Origin of the sequence: Sorangium sp. So ce145 (assembly GCF_051525985.1) — a bacterium.
GTDB classification, from domain to species: Bacteria; Myxococcota_A; Polyangia; order Polyangiales; family Polyangiaceae; genus Sorangium; species Sorangium cellulosum_B.
Map to the genome: position 1 here is coordinate 11,638,184 of NZ_CP150315.1, position 21,887 is coordinate 11,660,070.

Here is a 21,887-nt window from a genome sequence, read left to right on the forward strand (position 1 = left end):
CGAAGGCGGGCCAAGTTTCGGAGGCCGGCGGCCGCGCGCCGCGTCACTGAGGGATCACCTCCTCGGTCTTGCAGACGGGCGGGGCGGCGGAGGACCCCTCGGCGCACCCGAGGCGCACCGCGCGCAGCTGCGAGGCGGACGAGCTCGACGGCCGCTCCGCCCACGCGATCAAGAGCCCGCGACCGCGCTGCGCGAGCATCGACAGGCTGCCTTCGACCTTCCCTCCCGGGAACAGGGTGGTCATCGAGATCAACCTGCCATCCGCGTCGAGGCGGCGGAGCACGATCCGGTCCTGGCCGCGCGTGTTCGTCTCGACGACCGCGACCACCAGGTCTCCGTCCACCTGCTCGGCGGCCAGCGATTCCGCGACGGGCGTGGAGCACGAGGGGACGGTGATGGGGGGCAGCGCGACCTCCCCCGCAGGGGTCATGCGCGCGACGCGCAGCGCGCTCGGCGCGTCCTCGAGCGGCGCGAGGGTCCAGGCGAGCCACGCGCCGTCCGGGCGGGGGGCCATGCGGAGGCGCGCGACCGGCGCGGCCTCGTGGATCGCCTCCTTCGAGGTCATCGCGCCGCCGTTAAGGCCGATGCCGATGCCGTCTGTGGAGTACCGCCCCAGGTAAATGGTCGTCGCCGCTCCGACGCCCGGGTACTTCACGTCGCACGGATTCCACCCGAACTTCCACTCGGCGGGCGCGCCTACCGCGGCGCCGATGAGCCAGTAGTGCAGCACCCATCCCGTATCCTCTTCATCCACTCGCGTCCACCGTGCCGCGTCGACGGCGATGGGCGTTGTTGCGCACCCGAGGTGCATCCCGAACATCGAGTGGCCCACCCCTTCCGACACGGTGCCGCCCACCATGGAGTACCGCGGGCCGGGCTCGTGGACCTCGGTGATCGCGAGCTGTTCCGCCCCTGAGGAACGAAACGACACGATGCGTTCACCGTAGTACGTGCCGATGTGCTGCGACCATGAAGAGAAGGGCTCGCTGCCCTCGCTCCAGGCGCGCGCGGTCCTGAAAAAGCCGCCTGGCGGCAGGGGATCCGGGAAGGGGGTCGTGTAGCGCTCTCGGTAAACGACCACGGACTCGAAGTTGTCATCGTCGTCGAGCGGATAGAGCTGTGCCACCGCGAAGGCCTCGCCCGGGATGGTCTGGTGTCTTGCGTCCAGCGCCAGCGCCGGCTCGCTGAAGGCGGGCGGCTGCGCTGACCAGGGATCCAGGGTGACGCGCTGGACGACCCGGCCCCCCGCCGGTGTCGCGGACGAGGCATAGAGATAGACCGGCGCGTCCTTGGCCCCGAGGACCCACTGAGGATCGAGCAGGTCCGTGCCCGGCTGCGCGAGGCTCAGCACGGGCCCCGCGGGCGCGAGGGCGCTGCAGGCGGCTGCCGTGCCGGAGGCCGCGGGCGGTTCCTCCACCGAGAGCGCGCCGGACGGCTCGTCTGGAACCGCCGAGCACGCCGTGAGCGCAGGGAGAGCGAGGAGCGCCAGCCATGTCCCACATCGCATCCGGTACCTCCGAGGTGATGGTCGAGGCTGTGTGGCCGCACCTCGTCGCCGCCATCACCCGTTCTTCGGGACCGGGAGGGTCGCTCTGGCCCCCCGGCCGGGCGGCGTCCGGGGCGCAGGGCCGCTTCACCCCGTACTCCGGCCGCTCCGCCGCGCGCGATCGCGCTGTGGTCAGAGCCCCGCGGCGAGGAACCGGGCGAGGAAGCCGCGGGTGCCGGCGTCTCCGAGCGAGTTGCACACCGGCGAGGCGGCGCCGATCGGGCAGTCGACGTCGCGGTCGTAGGACCAGTAGTGGACGCCGCCGAGGCCCTGGGACCTGGCGAAGGCGGCGGTCTCGTCGACGTCGGTGAGCGTGTAGAGCTCGCCGCGGACGTCATTGCCGCCGATCATCGGGGTGAGCTCGATGTTGGCGTAGGGCACGCCGAAGTGATCGTGCAGGTTGTACGCGGCCTGGATCGCCGACTGGCCCATGTCGCACTTGCCGCCGGAGACGACGCACACGCCGGGACCGGGCGAGCCGTAGTTCATGGTCATCAGGTTGACGGTGACGTAGCTGGGCCAGGTCGCCGCGCTGCCGTCGAAGCCGAAGACGTCGGCGATCGCGGCCATGGCGGTGTCGCCGAGGACGTTGAGGCTCGAGCCGATGTTGCTGCCGAGGGAGCGCGCCGTCGACGCGCCCTCGTTGTTGGCGAGGGTCGCCAGGGTCAGGCTGAAGCGCAGGTTCGGGTACGCGGCGTGCGCGGTCTCGAGGCGCTGCACCAGCGCCGCGATCACCCGTGGTGACTGGCCGGCTTCGATGTCGAGGTCGACGCCGACCAGGTGCGGTCCGGCCCAGCGATCGAGGAAGGCCGCAAAGCCCGCGTCGGAGCCGCAGGTGAACGAGCCCGCCGCGCCGCCGGTCGACAGGATGTAGCCGACGCCGGCGGCCTCGAGCACCGGGACGTTGGCGGCGGCCATCGCCGCGCCGGGCACGTCGCCCCAGCGCTCGTTGCCGCACTCGCCGGTGGCGAAGGCCAGGCTGACGACGTTGCCGCCGGCGGCGCTGAGGTCGTCGGCGAACACGGTCTGGGTCCCCGACACCTTCGTGGAGATCACGCTGGTGTCCCAGTTCATGTGGACGCCGGTGTCCTTGTAGGGGCCGAACAGGAGCGCGCCGTTCCCGTTGCCGGCGTCGCCGCCGCCGTTGCCGTTGCCGCCATCGCCGCCGCCGCCGTTGCCGGTGTCGTCGCCGCCGCCGCACGCGGAGGCGAAGCTCGCCGCGGTGAGCAGGGAGAGGAGGAGGGTGCAGCTCTTCATCGGGTCCTCGTGAAGGGGCTTCGGGGTCGATCCCGGGCTTGCACGAGGATAGAGCGCTGCTCGCGAGCGCGGCACGTCGTGGCCGACCGGCAGGTGGTGAACTTCAGAGCGGAGCCTACCGGGAGCCACCCGGGTGAGTTGAAACTCTGCTTGGAAGCTGTCGAGAGGCTCCGGGGAGATGTCGAGCTCTGGCCGGACGTTGGCGGGAGCCACCCGGGTGAGTTGAAACTCTGCTTGGAAGCTGTCGGGAGGCTCCGGGGAGAGCTCGAGCTCTGGCCGGACGTTGGCGGGAGCCACCCGGGTGAGTTGAAACTCTGCTTGGAAGCTGTCGGGAGGCTCCGGGGAGAGCTCGAGCTCTGGACGGAGGCTGCCGGGGGTGACGGTCAACGTTGACCCACAACGGTCAAGATTGCCTGTAGCGCACGATGACCTGACCGCAGTCGACCGAGCCCCCCACCGAGAGCCTCGCCGGCGTCTCTTTCTCGTGCCGACGGATCTCCGGACGTGCAGGGGCGCCTGCCGGACGGAGAGACGAGGAAAACGACGGGCTCGGGTCGATTTTCGTGACCCGATCGGGGTCGAGCTCCCGATTTATCTCCTCGACGGGACGGAAGGACGCCGGGCGACGGAGCCCCTTCGCGCGGCGCGCTCGGTCCCGCCGGCACGGGTCCATCGTTCGCTCGCGCTGCTTGCGTGGCGACGGCCCGGGTCGAACGCAACCGACAGACTCCCTTTTCGAGGAGACTTCAGGAGGAGAGATATGCCTGCCGTGATCAAGTCGAAGAAGCGCTCTGCGGCCGCCATGCCAGCTGGAGAGCCGACGTATCCCTCGCCCATCTACTCTCCTGCGATCGGCAAGAAGGCGCTCGAGGCGCTCGCCCCGGCGCTCGACCGCCTCGCCGAGGCCGACCTCGTGACCGTGAGGCTGGACGTCGAGGCGGCCACGTATGCGGCCCTCGGCGTCGCCGGATTCGTGTCCTCGCCCGACGTTCGTGCGCGCTTCGCGCTGTTGCCCCGGGAGGAGTTCGACATGACGTACCTCCACGAGCTCGAGCTCGTGTGCTTCGCCACGCTCCATGCGCTGGCCGAGGCCCGCGCCGCCGGCGCGCTCACGACGACGGACGCGCGGCTCCCCATCGAAATCGTCAGCGAGGCGACGGAGATCGAGGGGCGCATGCAGGCGCTATGCGAGTACCACCTCTCGGACGACCCGGCGATCAGGCCGGAGCTCGATCGTCTGCGGCCCGGCACCGGGCACCGCGACCTCGCGAACGACCTGCTCGGATACGCCCGGATCTACGAGCTTCGCGCCGACGTGGTGAAGGACGACCGGAAGCTCTACCGGGCCGCGGACGCGGCGCGCGCGCGGGAACTGGCCGGGGTGATGGTCCAGCGGCGCTCGACGGCGATGACGCCCAAGGCGCGAAAGGCCTACGGCCGGTACGTGCGGGTCTGGACGCTGCTCTGCCGGCGCTACGACGAGGTGCGGGCGGCGGCGCTGTGGCTGTGGCGGAGGAGCGCGCGCGTGCAGGAGCGGTTCCCCTCGCTGTTCGCCGCGGGCCGGCCGAACTCGGGCCGACCGAGGAAGGAGAGTGAGTCGGACAGGCGTCGGGAGAGCGACGGTGGCGGGAGCGGGCGCGTGGCAGGCGGGGAAGAGGCGGTGGAGACGCCCTCCCCGGAGGGCGTGGAGGGAAGCCCTTCGTGAGCCGGGGGCCACCAGCCGCCTCGAGCCCACGCGAGGAAAGAGCGGCGACGGGGCTGGTGCATGCTGGCACGGCGCTGGGTCGTGGGGCCATGCCGGCTCCAGGCGTCGCCTCTGCTGCTTCTGCTCGAACTTCGGTGGCAGCCTCAAATTAAGTCTGCATTATCATCCGATTGTGTCGGCCATCGTCGTCGACGAGACACGCTGGCCAGCGTTCGGCGCTGAGCCGCAACCACCCGCCCCACAGCTCCCGCCCCTCTGCCACCACCGCCGAGGCGTCGATCCTCCGCGCGGCCGAACCCATGGAGCCATACGGCGCAGCCGCCGGCGAGCGCGAGGTCCAGCGGGACGACGCCCGAGTGGAACCGCTGGTTCGGCCCGAGCGCAAGCGGAGAACGGAACCCAGGCAATACCTTTCACTACCACGACGGCTACTGTTGTCCCAAGACCGCGCAGTTGACTGGCATCTCGCCGAGCGCGTAGCCTTACAGGCTTCCTAGCTAGAGCGACAAACGGGTTGAAACCGCCAGAAGAGAGCAGAATTCGAACCGCCAAGGCGCCAAGGACGCCAAGAGAATCACAAAAATCTTGGCGTCTTATGGCGCCTTGGCGGTTCACTTCTCGCTCGCTCAACGTGATCGGTGCCCTAGCTAGCGTGCTGCCGGTCAGCGTTTCGGCGGTAAATGGTCTCCCCTCCACAGTCGCGAGCGCCGCCATGTGGACGTAGAGCACCCGGTCGTAGCGCCGATCGTCGAGTGGCGTCGTCGTCCCTGGAACTGCTATCCCGAGGAGTTGCTCAAAGCGCGCGACTGCATCCTGGAAAATCTCGGTGCGCATGGGCTCGCCGTGGACGGACGGTGAGCGCTTCGTCTGCGCGTTCTTGGGCCTCCTTGTCGTGAGGAGGCGCTTCACCTCCCGCACCTTGCCGGAGGCCTCCGAGGCGCTTCGGCACGCAACCACGATCTGGTGGGGCCATACGTCAGTGGATGCCACATGGGCCTGCAACGAGTGGATCGAGACTTGCCGTAATCGCGGGGGCTGCGGGTCTTTCAGGCTGAATTTCTAAGCCACCCGGATGCTCCCGGAACCGCGCCCCCGCCGCAGGCTGAGAGATCACCTCGCGGCGGCGTCTGCGGCGAGCGCCGGCGGGTGGTGGTCAAGTTTGAACATGAGGGCGGGAAGGTGGGAAGAAAGCTCGATGTTCCTCCCGCCTTCATTTGGACTCTCTCTGGGCAAAGTTAACCACTACCCGCCGGCGAGCCGTTCAATCTATCTATGGGAACACCGCCTCGACCTCGGCCAACTCGGGGTAGGTGAACGTGACCGTCGCTTCAATCGGCGTCGATCCGTCGTACGCGTATGCCTTGAGCGTGTAGCTGCCCGGCGCGGCGTCTACGGGCCGCGCGCACATCGCGGGGCACAGCTCGCCCGCCTGAGCCGCGGGGCACCCCGCCTCCATGGCGTCGACGCTCTCGAAGATGACGCCGTTCCAGGTGAACGTCAGCTCGCCTCGAGGCGGGAGCGGCTTATAGCCAGCTTCGAGGCAATCTGCGGGGCAGATCGGGGTCCCGTCGTCGCACAGCGGCCTCGCCAGGTTCCTCGGGGCCTCGGCGCCGCTCGATGAGGTCACGATCCACGTCGAGATGCACTGGGTGTCGCCGACCAGGAGCTCGGTCGCCCCTGTGTTTCGGAAGCGGATCGTCACGGGCGTGGCCGTCCCCGAAACGCCGGGCTCGCACGCGCTCGATCCGCCTCCGCCCGCGCCTCCAGCACCGCCTTGCCCGCCCGCGGCGCCGACACCGCCTTGCCCGCCCGCGCCTCCAGCGCCGCCTTGCCCGCCCGCGGCGCCGACACCGCCTTGCCCGCCCGCGCCTCCAGCGTTGCTGCTCGTTTGCCCCTCGTCGCCGCACGCGGCGAGGCCGAGGACGCTCGCGGCGATGCAACCCATCGCCAGCGTGCGCATCTGTGCAAGTCCATTCATGGGCCTGAGACACTCCAATTCCCTGCGCATGATCGTTCGCCTCCTCGCTATGCACTTCGGCTTGCCACCAGACATGCCACTGGGACGGTCATTCAAGCAAACCAGCGCTGGTCGACGCGGCTTGGTCGGAGGACGCGGATTCTCGTGTGGCGGGCGCGGGCGCGGTTCGGCCGCGGGCCGCGCGACGTGGATCAAGGGCCGACGTCCACGGCCTCGAGGCCGTAGCCCCAGGAGCAGAGCGCGCGCTCGCCGGAGAGCGTCACGTGGTACACATACCCCGGGAGCTCGCTCTTCTTTTCGAACGAGAGCGCGGTGAGGTCGGTCGCGTCGAGGACGGAGAGCGTGGGCCAGTAGTTGTCGACGACGAGGAGGCGCGCTCCGTCCGCGAGGAGCAGCGGGCCATAGCTGGGGTCGAAGCCCGCGAGCTCTTGCGTCGCGGTGTTCAAGCTGCCCTCCTGCAGCCCGCCGGCCACGAGGATCGAGGACCTTCCGTCGTGGCCGGCGTCCTCCACCGACAGGAAGGCGCGGTTTTCACCAGCGAGCGCCTTCATGACCACCGCGGTGTCGTCCACTGGACTCTCGTCCAGGAGTTGCGCGCTCGTGTCGCCGAGATCGAGGAGCTTGAGCGTCCTCCGCGTGCCCCTGCACACGCCCGGACCGGCGTCATCGCCGGCGGCCGCCGGCGTGAACGCCGCGTTCGATGCGAAGGCGCGAGCACACGCCTCCCTCCCCACCACCGGGGTCTCGACGGTCTCGTAATCCGTCGTGAGCAGCCTGCTCGACGCGCCATCGAACGCGAGCAGCGAGCCGGGCACGTTGACCGGCGCCCGCACCACCGGCGAGGATGGGTCCGCGACGTCGATGCGATCGAGATAGAAGCGCGCCCTGGAGGGGTCGTCGGGCAGCGGCGTCCAGCGCGAGACGAGCACCGTGGTGCCGTCGAGCTGAAGGCCCGTGTGGCCGGCGCCGTCCGGGAGCGCCACCGAGCTGTGCCGCGGGTTCAGCGGGTCGGAGAGGTCGAGCAGATCGAGCCACGCCTCGTGAGGGGGCCGGTCCTCCTCGAAAGCGTAGTAGCCGTCATCGCTGACGCCACGGATCACGAGGGTGCTGCCGGCCTGAACCACGGAGTCGCCCGCGGACACGAGGGCGCCGGAGGGATTCGCGTACAGCGCGCCGGGGCTGAAGGGCAGATCGCGCTGGGCGACCACGCGCGGCGCGGCGGGGTCCCCGACATCGACGATCGCGAGGCGCGTGAACGCGGCATTCCCTGTCTGCGCGAGCACGTAGACGTGCTGTCCGTGCGCGAAGATGCGGGCATTGCCGAGGTAGCGCTGGCAGCCGGGGGCATCCGTGTACAGCGCCGCGCCGTCGAGCCTGGCGATCGGCTCGGCGAGGCCCGGGCTCGCGGCCGGCGCGATCTCGAGCGAGGCGCCGCCGATGCGGACCACGATGTCGTCGACAGCGACCGTGCTGTCGGCGAGCGTCGCGAGCGCGAACTCGGCGACCTTGGCCGGGGCGCCGCGATCTTCGATGCCGAAGGCCTCGACACCCACGTCGGAGACGGCGACGAGCCGCTCCCCGCTGGCCGAGCCATCACCCGCCGGATCGCCGCCGCGGGGACCCGTCGGATTGCCGGAGATGAAGCCGGTCTGGTTGGAGTTGCCAGCACCACGCTCGCAACCGGCGAGTCCGATCGATGCCGCGGTCGCAGCGAGGACGATCCACCGGGCGCAGGCGCTGAACAGGATGGACATGGTCACCTCTCCTTGACAGCAAGACGCGGGACGCAGCGCCTGTGCAAAGCGCAGCGATCTCGTCGCGCTGGCACAATCAGCAAGCGGTAGGCCAGGCGCATTCGCGAGGCTTCCGCGTGATTTCGGTGATGTGAGCGCGTCATGTGCCACGGTGCACGCGGGATTCCCTCCGCAGCAATGGCCCATGTCGGCACAGCTCCAGATCCTTTCCTGCGAACCGCCCTCTGATGTGCCGGCGCTCCGCACGGGGCGCAGACACTCCATGATACCGGACAGGTGGGTAACTCGGCGGGGGGCGAGCCGGTGCGGCTGGCGCTGCTCGACGCGAACGGGCCGGCGGGCACCTTCACGAACGAGGAGGGACCGCTGCCCTGGGGAGCGAGGTGGCTCGGCGCCGGTTCACACGCCAAATTCATGGCGTCTCGCCAGGACCTCCGCAGGTTCCTGAACAGGGTCTCCCGAGATCCTGGATGCTCCCTGCTGGGGCAGTTTCTTGACGGCCATGAATGGCTGTAGTGCCGCGGATGCTTCAATGCCGGAGCGCGCTGCTCACGCATTGCGCACATTCCCCTGGCCAGCCCACATTTCAGGGATGATTCGTGCGCTGTGATCAGCAGCCTGCCACGTGCCGCGCCGGTCGGACCCGGCCCGTCCCCTGCATCGTCATGGGCGCACCATCGTGCCCGTGGGTGCAACGTCACGCAATGACGCGCCCACGGGCGCGACCGGAAAGGAAGGAGCCGACAAATGAAGCATGTGAGAATTCTTGGCCTCATCGCCGTCAGCGCAGGCGTGTGCGGGATCTCCGCGCTTGCTTCTGCGGCGAATACCGTGCCGATCGACAACCTGAACCTCATCGAGGAGACATCAACGCCACCGTCGCTCGACAGCGAGCGCAACGTCTACCGGCCGGCTGTCGGCTACTACCGGCCCGCTGCTGGCTACTACCGGCCCGCTGCTGGCTATTACCGGCCCGCTGCTGGCTATTACCGGCCCGCTGCTGGCTACTACCGGCCCGCTGCTGGCTATTACCGGCCGGCAGCCGGCTACTACCGGCCTTATCGGCGCTAAGACAGGAGTAAAATTTACCGTGACGGGCACGGCGCTGGGCGCGATCATCACGGAATACCGGGTTCGCTGTGCCGGGCGCGGAGTCGACCACCACGGGCGATTGCGCTGAGACATCGCACGTCGAGCGTCGCCGTCCGACCGCGGCCTGCGCTGCGGCCCGATGGCGACGCATTGGAAACGTGGGTGGCGAAAGCGGGTGGCACGCCGCGCGCACGACGGATCCATGGGGGTGAGCTCCATGGAGGAGACAGGAAACATAGAAAAGCGCGTGCTCTTCGTGCTTCCCGCCGCTGCGATCCACCTCGGGCTGGTGCTCGTGCTGGGGGTGCTGCATGTGCGCTTGCCGTACGACGGCTGGGTGGATCGTGCGGTGGGCTATTATGGCGCGCTTTCCGGGGCCAGCAGCGCATATTCCTTCTTCGCTCCGACCGTCGGGCCCCTGCTCTGGGCCACCTTCGAGGTCAGGGATCGCGCGGGAACGCTGGCGACCGAGGCGCTTGAGACAGGAGTGAGCCGCGAAGCGGACCTCCGCGTCAAGAATATCGTCGGTATGTTCTGGGATGAGCAGGACCCGGCCGTAAGGCGCTCCCTGGTTGCGTCGTGGGCCGCGAAGGTGTTCGCCAAGCACCCAGAGGCGGACAGCGTTGTCGTCCGACTCGAGACCTACGACCTGCCCTCGATGGCGGAATACCGCGCGGGAAAGCAGCCGCGGTGGAATGTCGAATACAAGGCCAAGTTCAACCTGAAGGCGCGGCTCGCTGCCGGCGAGATCAACAAAGAGGCGACGCCATGAGGCAGCCGATCTATACCCTGCTCCTGCCCAACGCCAGCGGGGCAGCTGCGCGCCTGTGGGGCTCGGTGCGGCGATTCGCGCTCGCGCCCGCGTCGGCGCGGCCCCTGGCGGCGCTCCGGATAGGGCTCGCGTCGGTGCTCTTGACGCAGGCGGCGCTGATCGCGCCCATCGTTGACGAGCTGTACGGGCGCTCGGGCATCGTCCAGGGACAGCTCCTCGACGGGTCTGGCGCGAGCGGCTTCCCCCGGATCGGCCACGTCGTGAACGCATTCTCGCGCTTCGGGGTCGGCGAGAGCTCCGTGATCGCCGGCGTGGGTGTGCTCTACGTGCTGTCGCTGGCTGGCCTCCTGCTCGGCTGGAGGACGAGGTTCTCCGCGGCGTGCGCCTGGCTCTTGCATTTCATGCTGATGATGACCGCGGAGAGGACGAACTACGGGGCGGATCAGTTCGCGAACATCTTCCTGTTCTACCTCGTCTTCATGCCTTCTGGAGCTGCGCTGTCGCTCGATCGTGCCTCTGGGCGAGCGCCGCCCGAGCCGAGCGCGACGGCGCGCCTCGCGTTGCGGGTGGTGCAGCTGCACCTTTGCTTCGTCTACCTCTCGAGCGGCGTGGAGAAGGCATTGGGCGCAGCGTGGTGGGACGGCGACGCGATATGGCGATCGCTCATGCTGCCCGAGTACCGGCGGTTCGATTTTTCATGGCTCGCTCACCACGCCTGGATCGCCGTGGCCGCGGGGTGGCTCGTGCTGCTCGTGGAGATCGGGTACCCGTTCTTCATCTGGCCACGTCGGACCCGGCGGCTCTGGGTGGCAGCCACGGTCGGATTGCATGTCGGGATCGCGGTCTTCATGAGGCTCGATGTCTTCGGCGCCATCATGTCGGTGTTCACCCTTGCCGCGTTTGGCGTGAAGGCGGACCCTCGACAGGCGCGAGCGCCGTCCGCTGCGGCACGCTGTGCTCGGCGCGGCGACGCTTGACCTCGAGCTGGCCTGTTCTGGCGCAGGAGGCCCGTCAGCGCCCGGAGCCAGCTTGCGCGCCAGAGAGCCCGAAAGGCGCCTCAGCGCGCCGCCAGCATCCAGGCCGGCGCCCACCAGTAGTGATGGAGCAGCCGGCGGTCGACGCGCGCGAAGCCGGCCTCGTGCAGCAGCGCCGCCCAGTCGTCGATGGGGTGCTCGAACGTGGTGCGGGTGGCGCCGCGGTCCACATAACCGAAGAGCACCGGCATCAGGAAGCCCTGCGCGACCGTGTCGAGATCGGCGCCGGCGTACTCGGCCAGCCCTGCACGGTAGCGCGCGAGCACGTGCCGCGCGGTGTCCGGCAAGAGCGGCTCGTCCATGCGCGGCGCGTCGAACTCGGCGACGAGCAGGAGATCGCAATGCGCGCGCGCCCAGCGGAGAAGCGCTGGCCTCTCGGGCGGGGCGATCGCGTGCAGGCAGAAGGTCGCCTGCGCCACCGCCCAGCGCCGCGGCGCCATGCCGGGGTCGGCGGCGAGATCCTGGAGTCGCCCGGCGAAGGCCTCGAAGTCGACCCCTCGCGCGGAGAGCGCTGCGGCGCAACGCTCGAGCAGCGGCGCCGCCGGCTCCACCACGGTGACCCGCCGCACGGCCGGCGTCAGCGCGGGCAGGAGCGCCAGTCCATCACCGGCGCCGATATCGAGCAGATCGAACGGCGCCTCGGGGTATTGGCCGGCGAGCGCCGCGCTTGTCTCCCGGTAGAGCGGCACATTGCCGCCGCCGCGGATGAAGGCGGCGAACCCCTCCGCGGACACGTAGACATTGCGCTTCCCCTCCCGGGCGACCCGCGCGAGGTGCGCCGCGGCCGCCTGGAACAGGGGGTCTGCCGGCGAGGCCGCCGCGGCGCGGGCGGCGAAGGTCGCGGCGTCCGCGTAGCGCTCGTCGGAGAACGCCAGCATCGCGAGGTAGCAAAGGCCTTCCGGCGACGGCGCCGCGACGGCGGCCGCCGCCGCGTCGAGCCCGGCGGCGCGATGACGATCCCAGATCCTGTCCAGCATGATTCTGTCCCTTTCTCCCACGGGTTCCCGACGCTGAAGCTCGCCTGCGGACACGCTACCTGGCGGGCGGGCCTCTGCTCGCATCCGGCTCATGCCCTGCCGGCCGAAGCCGCGATCGCTGCTGAGGATCCGCCGAGCGCCCGCGCGCCCGCGCGCGTCGCGGCGAGCTCAGGAACTGGAGATGCTCTTCGAGCGCGCCCCACACGGCGGCGATGCGCGGCACCTGGCGCAGGCCGCGTGGCGTGACGAGCCAGAGCTCGAGCACTGGACCTCTGGGCAGGCCCAGATCGAGCTCCACCAGGTCGTCGTCCAGATCGAGCGCGCTGGACGGCAAGACCGCGGCGCCGAGCCCCGCGCGCACGGCCTCGATCTGGGCGATGTAGCTGCTCACGACGAGCTTCGGCGCCTTTTTTACATGCCGCTTCTGGTAGTCGTCCTCGACGGTCGGGGTGCGGCCCAGATCGACGCCGACCCAGTCGAGCTCGTCGCGGCCCTTCTTCGAGAGCCTGCGGTGGACGATAGGCGCCGTGGGCAGGGTGACGATCCGCGCGGCCACCAGATCACCGCTCTTCGGCCGGAAGAAGCGCACGGCGATCTCGGCCTCACGGTGGCCCAGATCGGCCACCTCGTAGCTCGTCAGCAGGTGGAGGGAGACGCGCGGGTGCCTCTCGGCAAGTGCCGGGAGCACGCGCGGGATGACGCTGTGTACGGCGATCGACTCCGTGAGCGCCAGTCGGACCAAGCCCTCGGCCTCTCTCTCGTGGCCGCTGGCCTCGCGCACGAACTGGTCGGCGCCGGCCTCCATCGACTCGACGTGGCGGCGGAGCTGCTCGCCGAGCGGGGTGAGCATCGAGCCTCCCGGCAGCCGATCGAAGACCGCCACCCGGAGCGTCCGTTCGAAGGTCGCCATGCGCCGGCTCACCGTCGATTGCTCGATGCCGAGCCTGCGGCCGGCGGCCGAGAAGCTGCCGGCGCGCGCTACCTCCAGGAAGAGGCGCAGATCGGCCCAATCCAGGTCGGCGAGCGGCCTGCCTGCGGGCGGGAGCGCGGGAGAGCGTGCCATGCACCCACGCATGGCACGCCTGCGTGGAACCGTCTACCCAGACGCTGCTGCATGGTCAAGATCGACGCATGCACCTCGTCATCCTAGGTCACCCAGCCCCCGACAGCCTGAGCGACGCGCTCGCGCGGGCCTACGCCAGCGGCCTCGAGAGAGGCGGAGCCCGCGTCGAGCTTTTGGCCCTGCGCTCGCTCGCCTTCGATCCGCACCTGCGCGCTGGCTTCAGCGGTCAGCAGGAGCTCGAGCCCGATCTCCGCCGGGCGCAGGCCACCATCGAGCGCGCGAGCCACGTGGCCTGGTTCTTCCCAACCTGGTGGGCAGCGCCACCCGCGCTGGTCAAGGGCTTCATCGATCGCACCTTCTTGCCAGGATGGTCGTTCGCCTACCGAAAGCGGAGCGCGCTGCCCGAAGGGCTGCTCGCCGGCCGCAGCGCGCGCGTCGTGACCACGATGGATAGCCCGGGCTGGTGGTACCGATTCTGGCACTGGCGCTCCGTCCATACGTCGTTCATCAACGCGACATTGCGCTTCGTCGGCTTCGGGCCCGTCCGCGAGACCACCTTCTTCGATCAGAAGACGCGGACCCCCGAGCAACGAGCGGCCTGGCTCCGGGAGATGGAGCGCATCGGCGAGCGGGATGCGCGGCAGTTCCCCGCCAGATCCTCCCGCACGCTGGCTGTTGCGTGAAGGCGGCATCCTGCGATGCGCGCAGGATGGGTCGAGATTGCGTGCTCGGTGAGCCGGGGCGCTGAGCCGGATTTGCGCGCCGCGACGCCGGATCGAGAGCCGGCATGCGCGCCTCCCGGGAAGCGCGAAGTCCCGACTCAGATGATCAGCAGGATATCGAGCTCGCTCTCCTTTCCCGGCGCGCCCCCCGCGGGCACGTGAGGCGCGTTGAGCGGCGCCAGCCGGAGCGCGCCCCACGGCCGCGGGCCCGAGCTCTCCGGCGGAGGCCCGCCGGCGTCGGCCGCGCCGCGGGCGGCCTCGCCGTGCGCGCGCTGCGCGCAGCCGGCGATCGCGGCGCGCACCGCCCGGAGGACGCGCTCCGTGTCGAGCCCCCCGGGCTCCTGAGCCGCCCTGGCAAGGCTCTCGTCGATGCAGGCGGCGCACGGGGCGGAGGTGGCCGCGAGCCGCACCACCAGCGTCGCCTCGAGGCGGCCGAGCTCTACCATGTTGAATGGCACCGTGAGCGCCGCGCCGCGGCCCCGGCCGACATCGACGCTGACGAGGAGGGTATCGCCGTCACGTATCACCATGGTTTCCCGGGGAGGGCGGCCACTTACGCGCTCTGACGCAGACTCACGAAGACTTGTGTTGACAAGGATCCACAGGCGATCGGAGCTCGCCTGTCCGCTCTTCTCCGCAGCGTCGCTGGTGCGGCCTTCTGCCATTCTCACGCCCTCCGAGGAGGCGAACCTACAGCCGTTGGAGGCGGACGGCGATGGCCCTTCCGGACAGACAATGTCCGGACGGGCGCGTCCGCCGAGGACGCCGCCGCGCCCGTCGCGCGCGGCGGACACGGAGTTCCTCGCTGCGTCCGTTGCGCCGTCTCGCGCGAGGCGGTAAGCACAGCCGGCGAGCGGAGGGCGGAGCGTGGATGAGCCGGAGCGGCGCGACGAGGACCCGGACCAGGGCGCGGGCGAAGCCGGGAGCGAGCGCGCGTCGCTCGGCATCCTGTTCCTCGCCGCGGCGTTCGCGCTCGCGCTCCTGCTGACCGTCGTGGCGCTCCTCGCGTTCGCGGCGATGAGCCCGCGGTCGCCATCGCCGGTCGAGGTCGGTGCCCTGGTCGACGCGCCGGTCGACGCGCAGGTCGACGTTGTGGGCGCGGTCGACCTGAGCGGCTAGCCGCAGGTCTTCTGGACCACGCCGAGCAGCGCGCTGAAGTCGACCGGCTTCTTCAGGTAGGCCGTGCCCTCGGGCGGGCCGTCGTGGCCGGAGACGATGGTCACCGGGATCGCCGCGAGGGCGTGCACCTGCTTCAGCGCGGCGAGCATCTCCTCGCCGGTCATGATCGGCATCATGAGATCGAGCAGGATGAGCCCGGGCGGCGGGTCCGCCTGGTGCAGGAGATCGAGCGCCTCCCTGCCGTTGCTGGCGCAGTAGACATCGTAGCCCGACGACTCGAGCATCTCGCGGAGCATCTCGCGGAGCTCGGCGTCGTCGTCGACCAGGAGGATGGGGGCGCGCGGGTTCGGCGGAATCGGCGTCACGCGCGGCCCGTCGAGCCCGTCGGTTGGCAAGGGTTCACTCATCGCTGTTACCTCTTCCAGACTGCGCAAGCATGCAGGAGCGATAGCAGGCGAGCACCGCGCACGCATTGCATGCCTTCAGCATCGTCGGATCTTCTCCGGACATGGTTCCGGGCTACGCGGGGGCGGCGCCGCTCCGCGCCGAGCAGCGGGCGAGGGGCGTGGCGGGAGCACGGGCACCGCGAGCGAAGCCATGCGAAGCGCCGAGGGTTACGGGAGTTGCGCCGCGGGTCAAGCCTCTCCGCTCTCGCCCCGCTCGCGCTCGGTCGTTCCCGGCCGGAACCCGAGCGCGCGCGCCTGGGCAGGGCGGGTGTGGCGGCGGCGCCAGACCACGGCGTCGAGCATGTAATGGGTCGCCTGCGGCAGCGCGAGCAGCGGCACGAGCAGCGCTCGCGCGCGCGGGCCGAGGAGCGGCTCGGCCACGTCGCCGCCGAAGAGCTCCGGCCGGTCGTGCCAGACGAGCCGGTCCCAGAGCATCTCCTCGACGAACGCGAGCGCCAGCGCGACGCCGAGGAAGGCGAGGAGCCCGGCGGCGAGGACCCGCGCGAGCAGCGAGCGCGGCGCCTCGCGGGCCCGCTCCCGGGCGTACGCGAAGACGAGCGCCATGTACGGGACCCCGTGGACGATCACGTTGGTGACCGTGAACTGGAAGTCGCTGTCGGTCGCGACGATGCCGACGTACCACGTCGCCGCGGTCGTCCCGACGACGACGTGCTTGCCGAGGTTGAGCGGCGCGCGGTCGACGCAGGCCCGCTGGATCGCGCGGGCGACGTACGCGGCGGCGAGCGCGGCGTACACCGCGCCGAGCGGGCCCACCGCGGCCGCGAGCCAGGGCGCGCTCACGAAATCGCCGTCCACGAACCACTGGAACGCGCGGGGCGGGTGTGCGTGCCAGTAAAGGAGCGGCCACCCCGTCGCCGCGTAGACGAGCGCGTCGTCGAGGAGGCGATCGACGCGCGAGCGCTCGCCCGCGAGCGCGCGGTAGATCGCGACCCACCCGACCTGCTGGCGGACGAAGTGGATCACGGCCACGTAGGCGAGCGCGCGCCAGAAGGTGAGCTCGGAGGCGAGGTGGAGCGCGACGCCTGCGGCGTAACAGGCGAGCGGCACGCCGGCGTAGAGCGCGGGGTGGCGGCGGAGCTCCTCCGGGTCGAGGTACGTGCGGAAGAGCGTCGTGTGCACGTGCGCCACGTCGACGCCGACCACGAAGAGCAGGAAGCCCCAGGCCGGGAGCGCGCCCCCGGTCGAGAGCGCGGCGAGGGCGAGGGCGACCGCCGCGGAGCCGCCGAACACCGCGAGGTCGACGCGGCGGCTCCACATGAAGCCGCCGCGGGCCGCGCCGCTGGGCCCGGCCGGCAGCGCGCCGAGGAGGTCGGGCCCGGCCGAGGCCAACGCCGAGACCCGCGCGTCAGCCGTGGATGGCCGCGGAGATGATCCAGGCGAGGCCCAGGATCACCGAGCCGATCACGATCGCGAGCGCCGTGTTCTGGTCGTCCTCGATCTCCTTGCGGATGGAGAAGGGCGTGAGCTTCGTGATCAGCACGAACGCCAGCCCGAAGACGAGCAACCCGAGGGCGACGAAGACGAGCGTTCCGATCACGGCTTTGATCAAATTTTCAACGTCGGGCATCGGCGGTTCTCTCTGGGCGTGGGGCGGCGCGGGGCGGCGCGCGGCGCGCGCTCGTGACGTCGTGAGCTGGGGGCGTGAGCCTACGCGAGTCGGCCGGCAGGGTGAAGCGCGGTCGCTGCGCCTCCTCGACGCGCGCGCCCGGGCGGCGACGTGCTATCGCCCTGCGGTGTCCACGATCGTGAGCCGAACCCTGCCCCGCCGCGCCCTCACGGCCGCGCTCGCGGCGCTCGGCCTGCTCTGCGCAGGCGCGCCCCACCTCGCCGCGGCAGCGCCTCCGTCCGGCAAGGCGGCGGGCTTACCGGCCAGCAAGGCGGCGGGCGTGCCGGCCGGCAAGGCGGCGCGCGGCGGTGGCGCGCCGATCGGGAAGGCGGCGCACACGGCGGGGGCGCCGAGGAGCGCGGCGGCGGCTGCGGCGGAAGCGCCGCTCGATCTCGCGCTGCCCGTCGAGCGGGTCACGCTGAAGAACGGGATGCGCGTGGTGCTGAGCCCCGATGAGAGCTCGCCCACGGTCGCGGTGGCCGTGACGTACGACGCGGGCTCGCGCGACGAGCCGAGCGGCAGGAGCGGCGTGGCGCGCCTCGTGATGGACTCGATGGCCCGGAGCAGCCGCAGCCTGCCGGCGGGCGAGCCCCAGCGCCTCGTGGCCGGGCGCGGCGGCGAGCTCCACGCAGAGGCGGACGTCGATCGCACCACCTTCACGGCGGCGCTGCCCGCGAACGAGCTCGCGCTGGCGCTGTGGATCGAGGCCGATCGCATGAGGGCGCCCGCGCCGAGCGCAGAGGGCTTCGAGGCGCAGCGCAGGGGCGCGCTCGAGCGCCGCGGCGCGGTCCTCGGCGCCGCCCATGGCCAGGGCGCGATCCGGCTCCGCGAGCTCGTCTTCCAGGGGTACTGGCCCCACGAGCACCCGGCGCTCGGCGCGGCGGACGATCTCGCGGGCGCCGAGCTCTCGTGGGCCCGCGACTTCCACGCGGCCCACTACGGCCCGAACAGGGCGGTGCTGGCGATCGCCGGCGGCTTCGACGCGGGCGCGGCGATGGCGCTCGTGCACGAGTACTTCGACGGCATCCCCGCCGTCTCCGCCGCGCCCTTCAAGGACGTGCCTTTCCCCGAGCAGACGAGCCAGCGCACCGGCGTCGTGAGGGACAGCGCGGCCCGCGCGCCGTCGATCCTCTACGGGTGGGCCGTGCCGCCGCGCGAGCACCCGGATCACCACGCGCTCGCAGTCGCGGCCTCCCTGCTCGGGCGCGGCGAGAGCTCGCGGCTGGAAGCTCTCCTCGTCGGGAACAAGGCGGTCGCGCGGTCGGTGCGGGTCGCGATCGACGGCCACCGCGGGCCCAATCTCTTCTCCATCGACGTGCGGCTCGCCGAGGACGCCCGGGTCGGCGACGTCGAGAAGCTGATCGAGGGCGAGATCCGGGCGCTCGCGACGGCGGGACCCTCGCAGGCCGAGCTGACGAGGGCGCGCCGGCTGCTCCAGTCGGCGTTCGTGGCGGGCCTCGCGGACGCGAGCGCGCGGGCGCGGGCGCTCGGCGAGCACGAGCTCCTCTTCGGGGACGCCGCCCACCTGAACGGGGAGCTCGCGCGCTACTTCGCGGTGACCCGGGAGGACGTGCAGCGCGTCGCGCGCGACCACCTCGGCCCGACGCGCCGGACGATCGTAGAGACGTATCCCCCTGGGCTGCCGGGAGCCTCCTCGCCGCCGCGCGCGTCGGCCGGCGCGCCGCGGCCGAAAGGCGGGGCGCGCGCCGCGGCGCCGGAGCAGGACGCTGAGGTGGCGGCGCCGGGCAAGGGCGCAGAGAAAGCGGCGCCTGGCAAGGGCGCGGGCAAGGCCGGGCCGAACAAGAGAGCGGACAAGGCCGCGCCGGGCAAGGGCGCGGGCAAGGCCGCGCCGGGCAAGGCCGCGCCGGGCAAGGGCGCGGGCAAGGCCGCGCCGGGCGAGCGCCCGGCGAAGGCGCACGGCGGGGCGAGCCGGCCCGCGCCGGATCCGGCGCCGGCGAAGCCGGCGAAACCCACGAAGAAGTGACGCGAACAGCCGAGCGACGGAGAACGCGTGACGCGATGAACGAGCGAAGCGAGCGACGCGACCTGCGCGGGCGACGAATAGCGCGCCCCTGGCTCTCCTGGACCGCGGCGCTCGCGGCCGCCGTGGCGTGCGGCTGCGCTGCTGGGCGGGCGCCGCAGCCGCCCGCGCAGGCGGGCGCGCCGGCGGCGTCTGCGCCGGCGACGTCTGCGCCAGCGGCGCCGCCGGCCGAGGTCGCTCGCGGGGAGCAGCCGCCGCCGTCCGGCCCCGCGAAGCCCGCGCGCATGCCCGCCATCGCCTGGGCCGAGCTCCCGAGCGGCCTCCGCGTCGCCACGGCGGTGACCCGCGCGCTGCCGCTCGTGGAGGTCCGCGTGGTCATCCGCGGCGGCTCCGCGGCCGACGGCGAGCGCACGGGGCTCGCCGCGATCACGGGCGAGCTCCTCCTGCGCGGGGGCGCGGGCGGCCTCCCCGGCCGCGAGCTGCTCGCGCGCGTCGAGTCGCTCGGCGCCTCCCTGCGGGTGGACACCGGCCTCGACGCGACCGTGATCGGGCTGCGCGCGCCCAGCGATCGCCTCGCGGAGGCGGCCCTGCTGCTCGGGCACGTCGTGCAGCGGCCGCGCCTCGACGCCGCGGAGCTCGCCAAGCTGAAGGCCCAGGCCGCCGAGGCGGCGAGGGAGCGCGCGCGCTCGGACGCCCGCTGGGGAGCGCTGATGGTCCTCTTCCGCGACCTCTACGCGCTCCCGACCGAGCTGCACCCCTACGCCTCGTTCGGCGCGACCGCGGCGGAGCTCCCGCAGATCACCGCCGCCGACTGCCGCGCGTTCCACGCGGCGTGGTACGTCCCGAAGAACACCGTGGTGGTGGTGGCGGGCGACACGACGCCCGAGGCCGCGCGCGCGGCGGTGGAGAAGGCCTTCACCGACCGCCGCGGCGCCGAGCCGCCGGCGCTCTCGTTCACCGAGCCGGTGCCTCCGGCGTCGCTCAAGATCACGATCGTCGATCGCCCGAAGAGCGCGGAGAGCGAGCTCTTCCTCGGCGTGCTCGGCCCCGAGCGCGGCGCCTCGGAGTGGCCCGCGCTCGCGGTCGCGGGCGAGGTCCTCGGCGGCCCCTCCGGGCGCCTCTCGCAGGAGCTGCTCGAGCCGCGCGGGCCGGCGCGCGACGTGTCCGCGGCGCCGCTCGACGTCGCGCACGGGCCCGTCCCGCTCCTGGCCCACGTCCGCGTCCCTGCGGCGCGCACGGGCCTCGCCGCGCAGGCGATGCTCGAGCACGCGGAGCAGCTCGCGGCCGCGGCGCCCTCGCAGGACGAGGTCGACGCCGCGGCGCGGCGGCTCGCGGCCGGCCTCGGCCTCGGCCTCGGGACGGCCACCGGGCTCGCGGACGAGATCGCCGTCATGCAGGCGCTCGATCTGCCGGACGACCACCACGAGAGCTACCGCAAGGAGCTCCGGGACATCACGCCGGCCTTCGCCGGCAAGGTCGCGCACGACAGCGTGCGACCGGCGCACGCCGCGATCGTCGTGGTGGGCGACGCCCAGGCGATCGGCCCGATGCTGAGCCGCCTCGGGGACGTCAAGGTGCTCGACCCGACCCGCGCCTTCGAGCGGAAGCGCACGATCCCGCGGGACGCGAGCGCCTCGCCCGCCCCGGCGCCCGGCGCTGGCCGCGCGGCGCCGGCAGAGGAGCCGCGGTGACGGCCGCCGGGCGCCGCGCCCCGCGCGCGACGGCGCGCGGTCCAGCGCCCGCGACGCGCGCCTTCGCGCTCGCGGCGGGGCTCGCGGCCGTGTCTTCCCCGGGCGCCGTGGGGGCGCAGCCGAAGCCTGCGCCGGCGGCCGCAGCGCCGCAGGCGTCGACGCCGGCGGCGTCGGCACCCGCGCAGCTCGACGGCGCGACGTACGACTACGAGCACCCGTCTGCGCCGGCGAGCGGCGCCGCCGAGCAGGGCGCAGCGCGGGCCGAGGATGCCGCGCCCCCGGTGCCGCCGGAGCGGCGCTGGCGCGGTCGCGCCTTCGTGCACCGCCTGGCGGCCGCCGATCCCGCGCGGCCGCTGCCGATCCTCGTGTTCCTGCACGGCACCAACGAGGCGCGGATCGAGCACCGCTGGATGGGGGGCGGCCGGGAGGGCGACGTGCGCCGGATCGCGGCGCAGCTCATGGAGGCGGGCCAGATCCCGCCGATGCTGGTCGCCGCGCCGAGCGCCGTGCTCCCGGCGGCGGTCGCCGTCGCGCGGACGAGCTGGCCTGCCTTCGATCTGGACGTGTTCCTCGACGCCACGGCCGCGCGGCTGCGCGGCGTCGCGACCCTCGACCGAGCGCGCGTCGTCGTCGCGGGCCACTCCGGCGGCGGCTGCAACAAGGCGGGCGGCATCGCCGCCGCCTTGAGCGCGTCCACCCCCGTGCACGCGGCGCTCGTGATCGACACGTGCATGGACGCCGACATCGCGCTCCCCCTCGCGCGCTCGCGCCCGACCACGCACGTCGTCGTGTCGTGGCAGACGATGACCTGGGCCAAGCGCCCCATCGCCGACTTCCGCCGCGCCTTCCAGCGCGGCGTCGAGGCGCACCCTGCGGCGCCCGGCGTCCTCCGCGAGCTCGAGCCGCTCGTCCCGACGGATCCGATGCCCCACGACGCCATGGTGCCTCTGGTGCTGCGGCGCTGGCTGCCGCCGCTCCTCTCGCCGGACGCCGCGCCGAGCGTGCCCTGCGTCTCGCCGTGACCGTCCCGGGACGCGCCGCCTCCTTTCCCTCACGGCCGGACGAACCGGCTGGCGAACGCACGAGAGATCACGTTCTGACCGGGGCGATGGCGCCGTAAGGC

The 21,887-nt window shown here is 72.1% G+C and carries 20 protein-coding genes; 10 read left to right on the forward strand and 10 right to left on the reverse strand.

Features of this window, described 5'->3' with window-relative positions:
• Positions 1–43: 43 nt before the first annotated feature.
• Positions 44–1,507, reverse strand: coding sequence for a hypothetical protein (locus WMF34_RS43240; protein ID WP_437991474.1), 1,464 nt, complete (start codon positions 1,505–1,507; stop codon positions 44–46).
• Between the two features lie 171 nt (positions 1,508–1,678).
• A complete protein-coding gene (locus tag WMF34_RS43245) occupies positions 1,679–2,803 on the reverse strand; it encodes a glycosyl hydrolase (RefSeq protein ID WP_437991475.1) in 1,125 nt (374 codons plus the stop codon).
• Between the two features lie 760 nt (positions 2,804–3,563).
• Here WMF34_RS43245 and WMF34_RS43250 point away from each other — a divergent pair.
• A complete protein-coding gene (locus tag WMF34_RS43250; protein ID WP_437991476.1) occupies positions 3,564–4,508 on the forward strand; it encodes a hypothetical protein in 945 nt (314 codons plus the stop codon).
• A 1,270-nt stretch (positions 4,509–5,778) separates the two neighbouring features.
• On the opposite strand, the gene WMF34_RS43255 is transcribed toward WMF34_RS43250, so the two are convergent.
• Positions 5,779–6,486 (reverse strand): hypothetical protein, encoded by a 708-nt coding sequence (locus WMF34_RS43255; protein WP_437991477.1) that lies wholly within the window; start codon positions 6,484–6,486, stop codon positions 5,779–5,781.
• 191 nt (positions 6,487–6,677) lie between these two features.
• On the reverse strand, positions 6,678–8,240 hold the full coding sequence (locus WMF34_RS43260) for a hypothetical protein (RefSeq protein ID WP_437991478.1): 1,563 nt from the start codon (positions 8,238–8,240) through the stop codon (positions 6,678–6,680).
• A gap of 276 nt (positions 8,241–8,516) precedes the next feature.
• Here WMF34_RS43260 and WMF34_RS43265 point away from each other — a divergent pair, with 276 nt between their 5' ends.
• From WMF34_RS43265 to WMF34_RS43280, 4 genes are all read left to right on the forward strand, one after another.
• Complete coding sequence (locus WMF34_RS43265; RefSeq protein ID WP_437991479.1) at positions 8,517–8,756, forward strand: hypothetical protein; 240 nt, start codon at positions 8,517–8,519, stop codon at positions 8,754–8,756.
• Positions 8,757–8,987: 231 nt separating this feature from the next.
• The gene (locus WMF34_RS43270) at positions 8,988–9,311 is read left to right on the forward strand and encodes a hypothetical protein (RefSeq protein ID WP_437991480.1); all 324 of its coding nucleotides are present in this window, start codon (positions 8,988–8,990) and stop codon (positions 9,309–9,311) included.
• Positions 9,312–9,549: 238 nt separating this feature from the next.
• The gene (locus tag WMF34_RS43275) at positions 9,550–10,104 is read left to right on the forward strand and encodes a hypothetical protein (protein WP_437994705.1); all 555 of its coding nucleotides are present in this window, start codon (positions 9,550–9,552) and stop codon (positions 10,102–10,104) included.
• Positions 10,101–11,081 (forward strand): HTTM domain-containing protein, encoded by a 981-nt coding sequence (locus WMF34_RS43280; RefSeq protein WP_437991481.1) that lies wholly within the window; start codon positions 10,101–10,103, stop codon positions 11,079–11,081. The genes WMF34_RS43275 and WMF34_RS43280 overlap by 4 nt, the downstream gene beginning before the upstream one ends.
• An 80-nt stretch (positions 11,082–11,161) precedes the next feature.
• Here WMF34_RS43280 and WMF34_RS43285 read toward each other — a convergent pair whose 3' ends face one another.
• Positions 11,162–12,115: a class I SAM-dependent methyltransferase gene (locus WMF34_RS43285; protein WP_437991482.1), complete on the reverse strand. Its 954-nt coding sequence runs from the start codon at positions 12,113–12,115 to the stop codon at positions 11,162–11,164.
• 55 nt (positions 12,116–12,170) lie between these two features.
• Positions 12,171–13,178, reverse strand: a complete 1,008-nt coding sequence (locus tag WMF34_RS43290) for a LysR family transcriptional regulator (RefSeq protein WP_437991483.1) — start codon at positions 13,176–13,178, stop codon at positions 12,171–12,173.
• A gap of 68 nt (positions 13,179–13,246) precedes the next feature.
• Between WMF34_RS43290 and WMF34_RS43295 the strand changes: the two genes are divergently transcribed.
• Positions 13,247–13,861, forward strand: coding sequence for an NAD(P)H-dependent oxidoreductase (locus WMF34_RS43295; protein ID WP_437991484.1), 615 nt, complete (start codon positions 13,247–13,249; stop codon positions 13,859–13,861).
• Between the two features lie 137 nt (positions 13,862–13,998).
• Here WMF34_RS43295 and WMF34_RS43300 read toward each other — a convergent pair whose 3' ends face one another.
• Positions 13,999–14,430 carry a hypothetical protein gene (locus WMF34_RS43300; RefSeq protein WP_437991485.1) on the reverse strand — a complete coding sequence of 144 codons (432 nt, stop codon included), beginning with the start codon at positions 14,428–14,430 and terminating at the stop codon, positions 13,999–14,001.
• 337 nt (positions 14,431–14,767) lie between these two features.
• Between WMF34_RS43300 and WMF34_RS43305 the strand changes: the two genes are divergently transcribed.
• Positions 14,768–15,019: a hypothetical protein gene (locus WMF34_RS43305; protein ID WP_437991486.1), complete on the forward strand. Its 252-nt coding sequence runs from the start codon at positions 14,768–14,770 to the stop codon at positions 15,017–15,019.
• Here the strand turns inward: WMF34_RS43305 and WMF34_RS43310 are convergent.
• From WMF34_RS43310 to WMF34_RS43320, 3 genes are all read right to left on the reverse strand, one after another.
• Positions 15,016–15,426: a response regulator gene (locus WMF34_RS43310; protein ID WP_437991487.1), complete on the reverse strand. Its 411-nt coding sequence runs from the start codon at positions 15,424–15,426 to the stop codon at positions 15,016–15,018. The genes WMF34_RS43305 and WMF34_RS43310 overlap by 4 nt on opposite strands.
• A 228-nt stretch (positions 15,427–15,654) precedes the next feature.
• Complete coding sequence (locus WMF34_RS43315; RefSeq protein WP_437991488.1) at positions 15,655–16,815, reverse strand: hypothetical protein; 1,161 nt, start codon at positions 16,813–16,815, stop codon at positions 15,655–15,657.
• 16 nt (positions 16,816–16,831) lie between these two features.
• On the reverse strand, positions 16,832–17,023 hold the full coding sequence (locus WMF34_RS43320) for a DUF350 domain-containing protein (protein ID WP_231864548.1): 192 nt from the start codon (positions 17,021–17,023) through the stop codon (positions 16,832–16,834).
• Positions 17,024–17,231: 208 nt separating this feature from the next.
• On the opposite strand from WMF34_RS43320, the gene WMF34_RS43325 reads away from it, so the two are divergent.
• From WMF34_RS43325 to WMF34_RS43335, 3 genes are read left to right on the forward strand one after another with little or no spacing between them, the layout of a single operon-like run.
• Entirely contained in the window at positions 17,232–19,076 is a 1,845-nt protein-coding gene (locus tag WMF34_RS43325; protein ID WP_437991489.1) for a M16 family metallopeptidase, read from the forward strand.
• A gap of 35 nt (positions 19,077–19,111) precedes the next feature.
• The gene (locus WMF34_RS43330) at positions 19,112–20,764 is read left to right on the forward strand and encodes a M16 family metallopeptidase (protein WP_437991490.1); all 1,653 of its coding nucleotides are present in this window, start codon (positions 19,112–19,114) and stop codon (positions 20,762–20,764) included.
• Complete coding sequence (locus tag WMF34_RS43335; RefSeq protein ID WP_437991491.1) at positions 20,761–21,786, forward strand: hypothetical protein; 1,026 nt, start codon at positions 20,761–20,763, stop codon at positions 21,784–21,786. Before WMF34_RS43330 ends, WMF34_RS43335 begins: the two co-directional genes overlap by 4 nt.
• Positions 21,787–21,887: the final 101 nt, after the last annotated feature.

What these genes read in the sequence shown, in the direction of transcription:
- WMF34_RS43240 (WP_437991474.1), bottom strand. Translation starts at nt 1,507, where the DNA reads ATGCGATGTGGGACATGGCTGGCGCTCCTCGCTCTCCCTGCGCTCACG.
- WMF34_RS43245 (WP_437991475.1), bottom strand. Translation starts at nt 2,803, where the DNA reads ATGAAGAGCTGCACCCTCCTCCTCTCCCTGCTCACCGCGGCGAGCTTC.
- WMF34_RS43250 (WP_437991476.1), top strand. Translation starts at nt 3,564, where the DNA reads ATGCCTGCCGTGATCAAGTCGAAGAAGCGCTCTGCGGCCGCCATGCCA.
- WMF34_RS43255 (WP_437991477.1), bottom strand. Translation starts at nt 6,486, where the DNA reads ATGAATGGACTTGCACAGATGCGCACGCTGGCGATGGGTTGCATCGCC.
- WMF34_RS43260 (WP_437991478.1), bottom strand. Translation starts at nt 8,240, where the DNA reads ATGTCCATCCTGTTCAGCGCCTGCGCCCGGTGGATCGTCCTCGCTGCG.
- WMF34_RS43270 (WP_437991480.1), top strand. Translation starts at nt 8,988, where the DNA reads ATGAAGCATGTGAGAATTCTTGGCCTCATCGCCGTCAGCGCAGGCGTG.
- WMF34_RS43275 (WP_437994705.1), top strand. Translation starts at nt 9,550, where the DNA reads ATGGAGGAGACAGGAAACATAGAAAAGCGCGTGCTCTTCGTGCTTCCC.
- WMF34_RS43280 (WP_437991481.1), top strand. Translation starts at nt 10,101, where the DNA reads ATGAGGCAGCCGATCTATACCCTGCTCCTGCCCAACGCCAGCGGGGCA.
- WMF34_RS43285 (WP_437991482.1), bottom strand. Translation starts at nt 12,115, where the DNA reads ATGCTGGACAGGATCTGGGATCGTCATCGCGCCGCCGGGCTCGACGCG.
- WMF34_RS43290 (WP_437991483.1), bottom strand. Translation starts at nt 13,178, where the DNA reads ATGGCACGCTCTCCCGCGCTCCCGCCCGCAGGCAGGCCGCTCGCCGAC.
- WMF34_RS43295 (WP_437991484.1), top strand. Translation starts at nt 13,247, where the DNA reads ATGCACCTCGTCATCCTAGGTCACCCAGCCCCCGACAGCCTGAGCGAC.
- WMF34_RS43300 (WP_437991485.1), bottom strand. Translation starts at nt 14,430, where the DNA reads ATGGTGATACGTGACGGCGATACCCTCCTCGTCAGCGTCGATGTCGGC.
- WMF34_RS43310 (WP_437991487.1), bottom strand. Translation starts at nt 15,426, where the DNA reads ATGAGTGAACCCTTGCCAACCGACGGGCTCGACGGGCCGCGCGTGACG.
- WMF34_RS43330 (WP_437991490.1), top strand. Translation starts at nt 19,112, where the DNA reads ATGAACGAGCGAAGCGAGCGACGCGACCTGCGCGGGCGACGAATAGCG.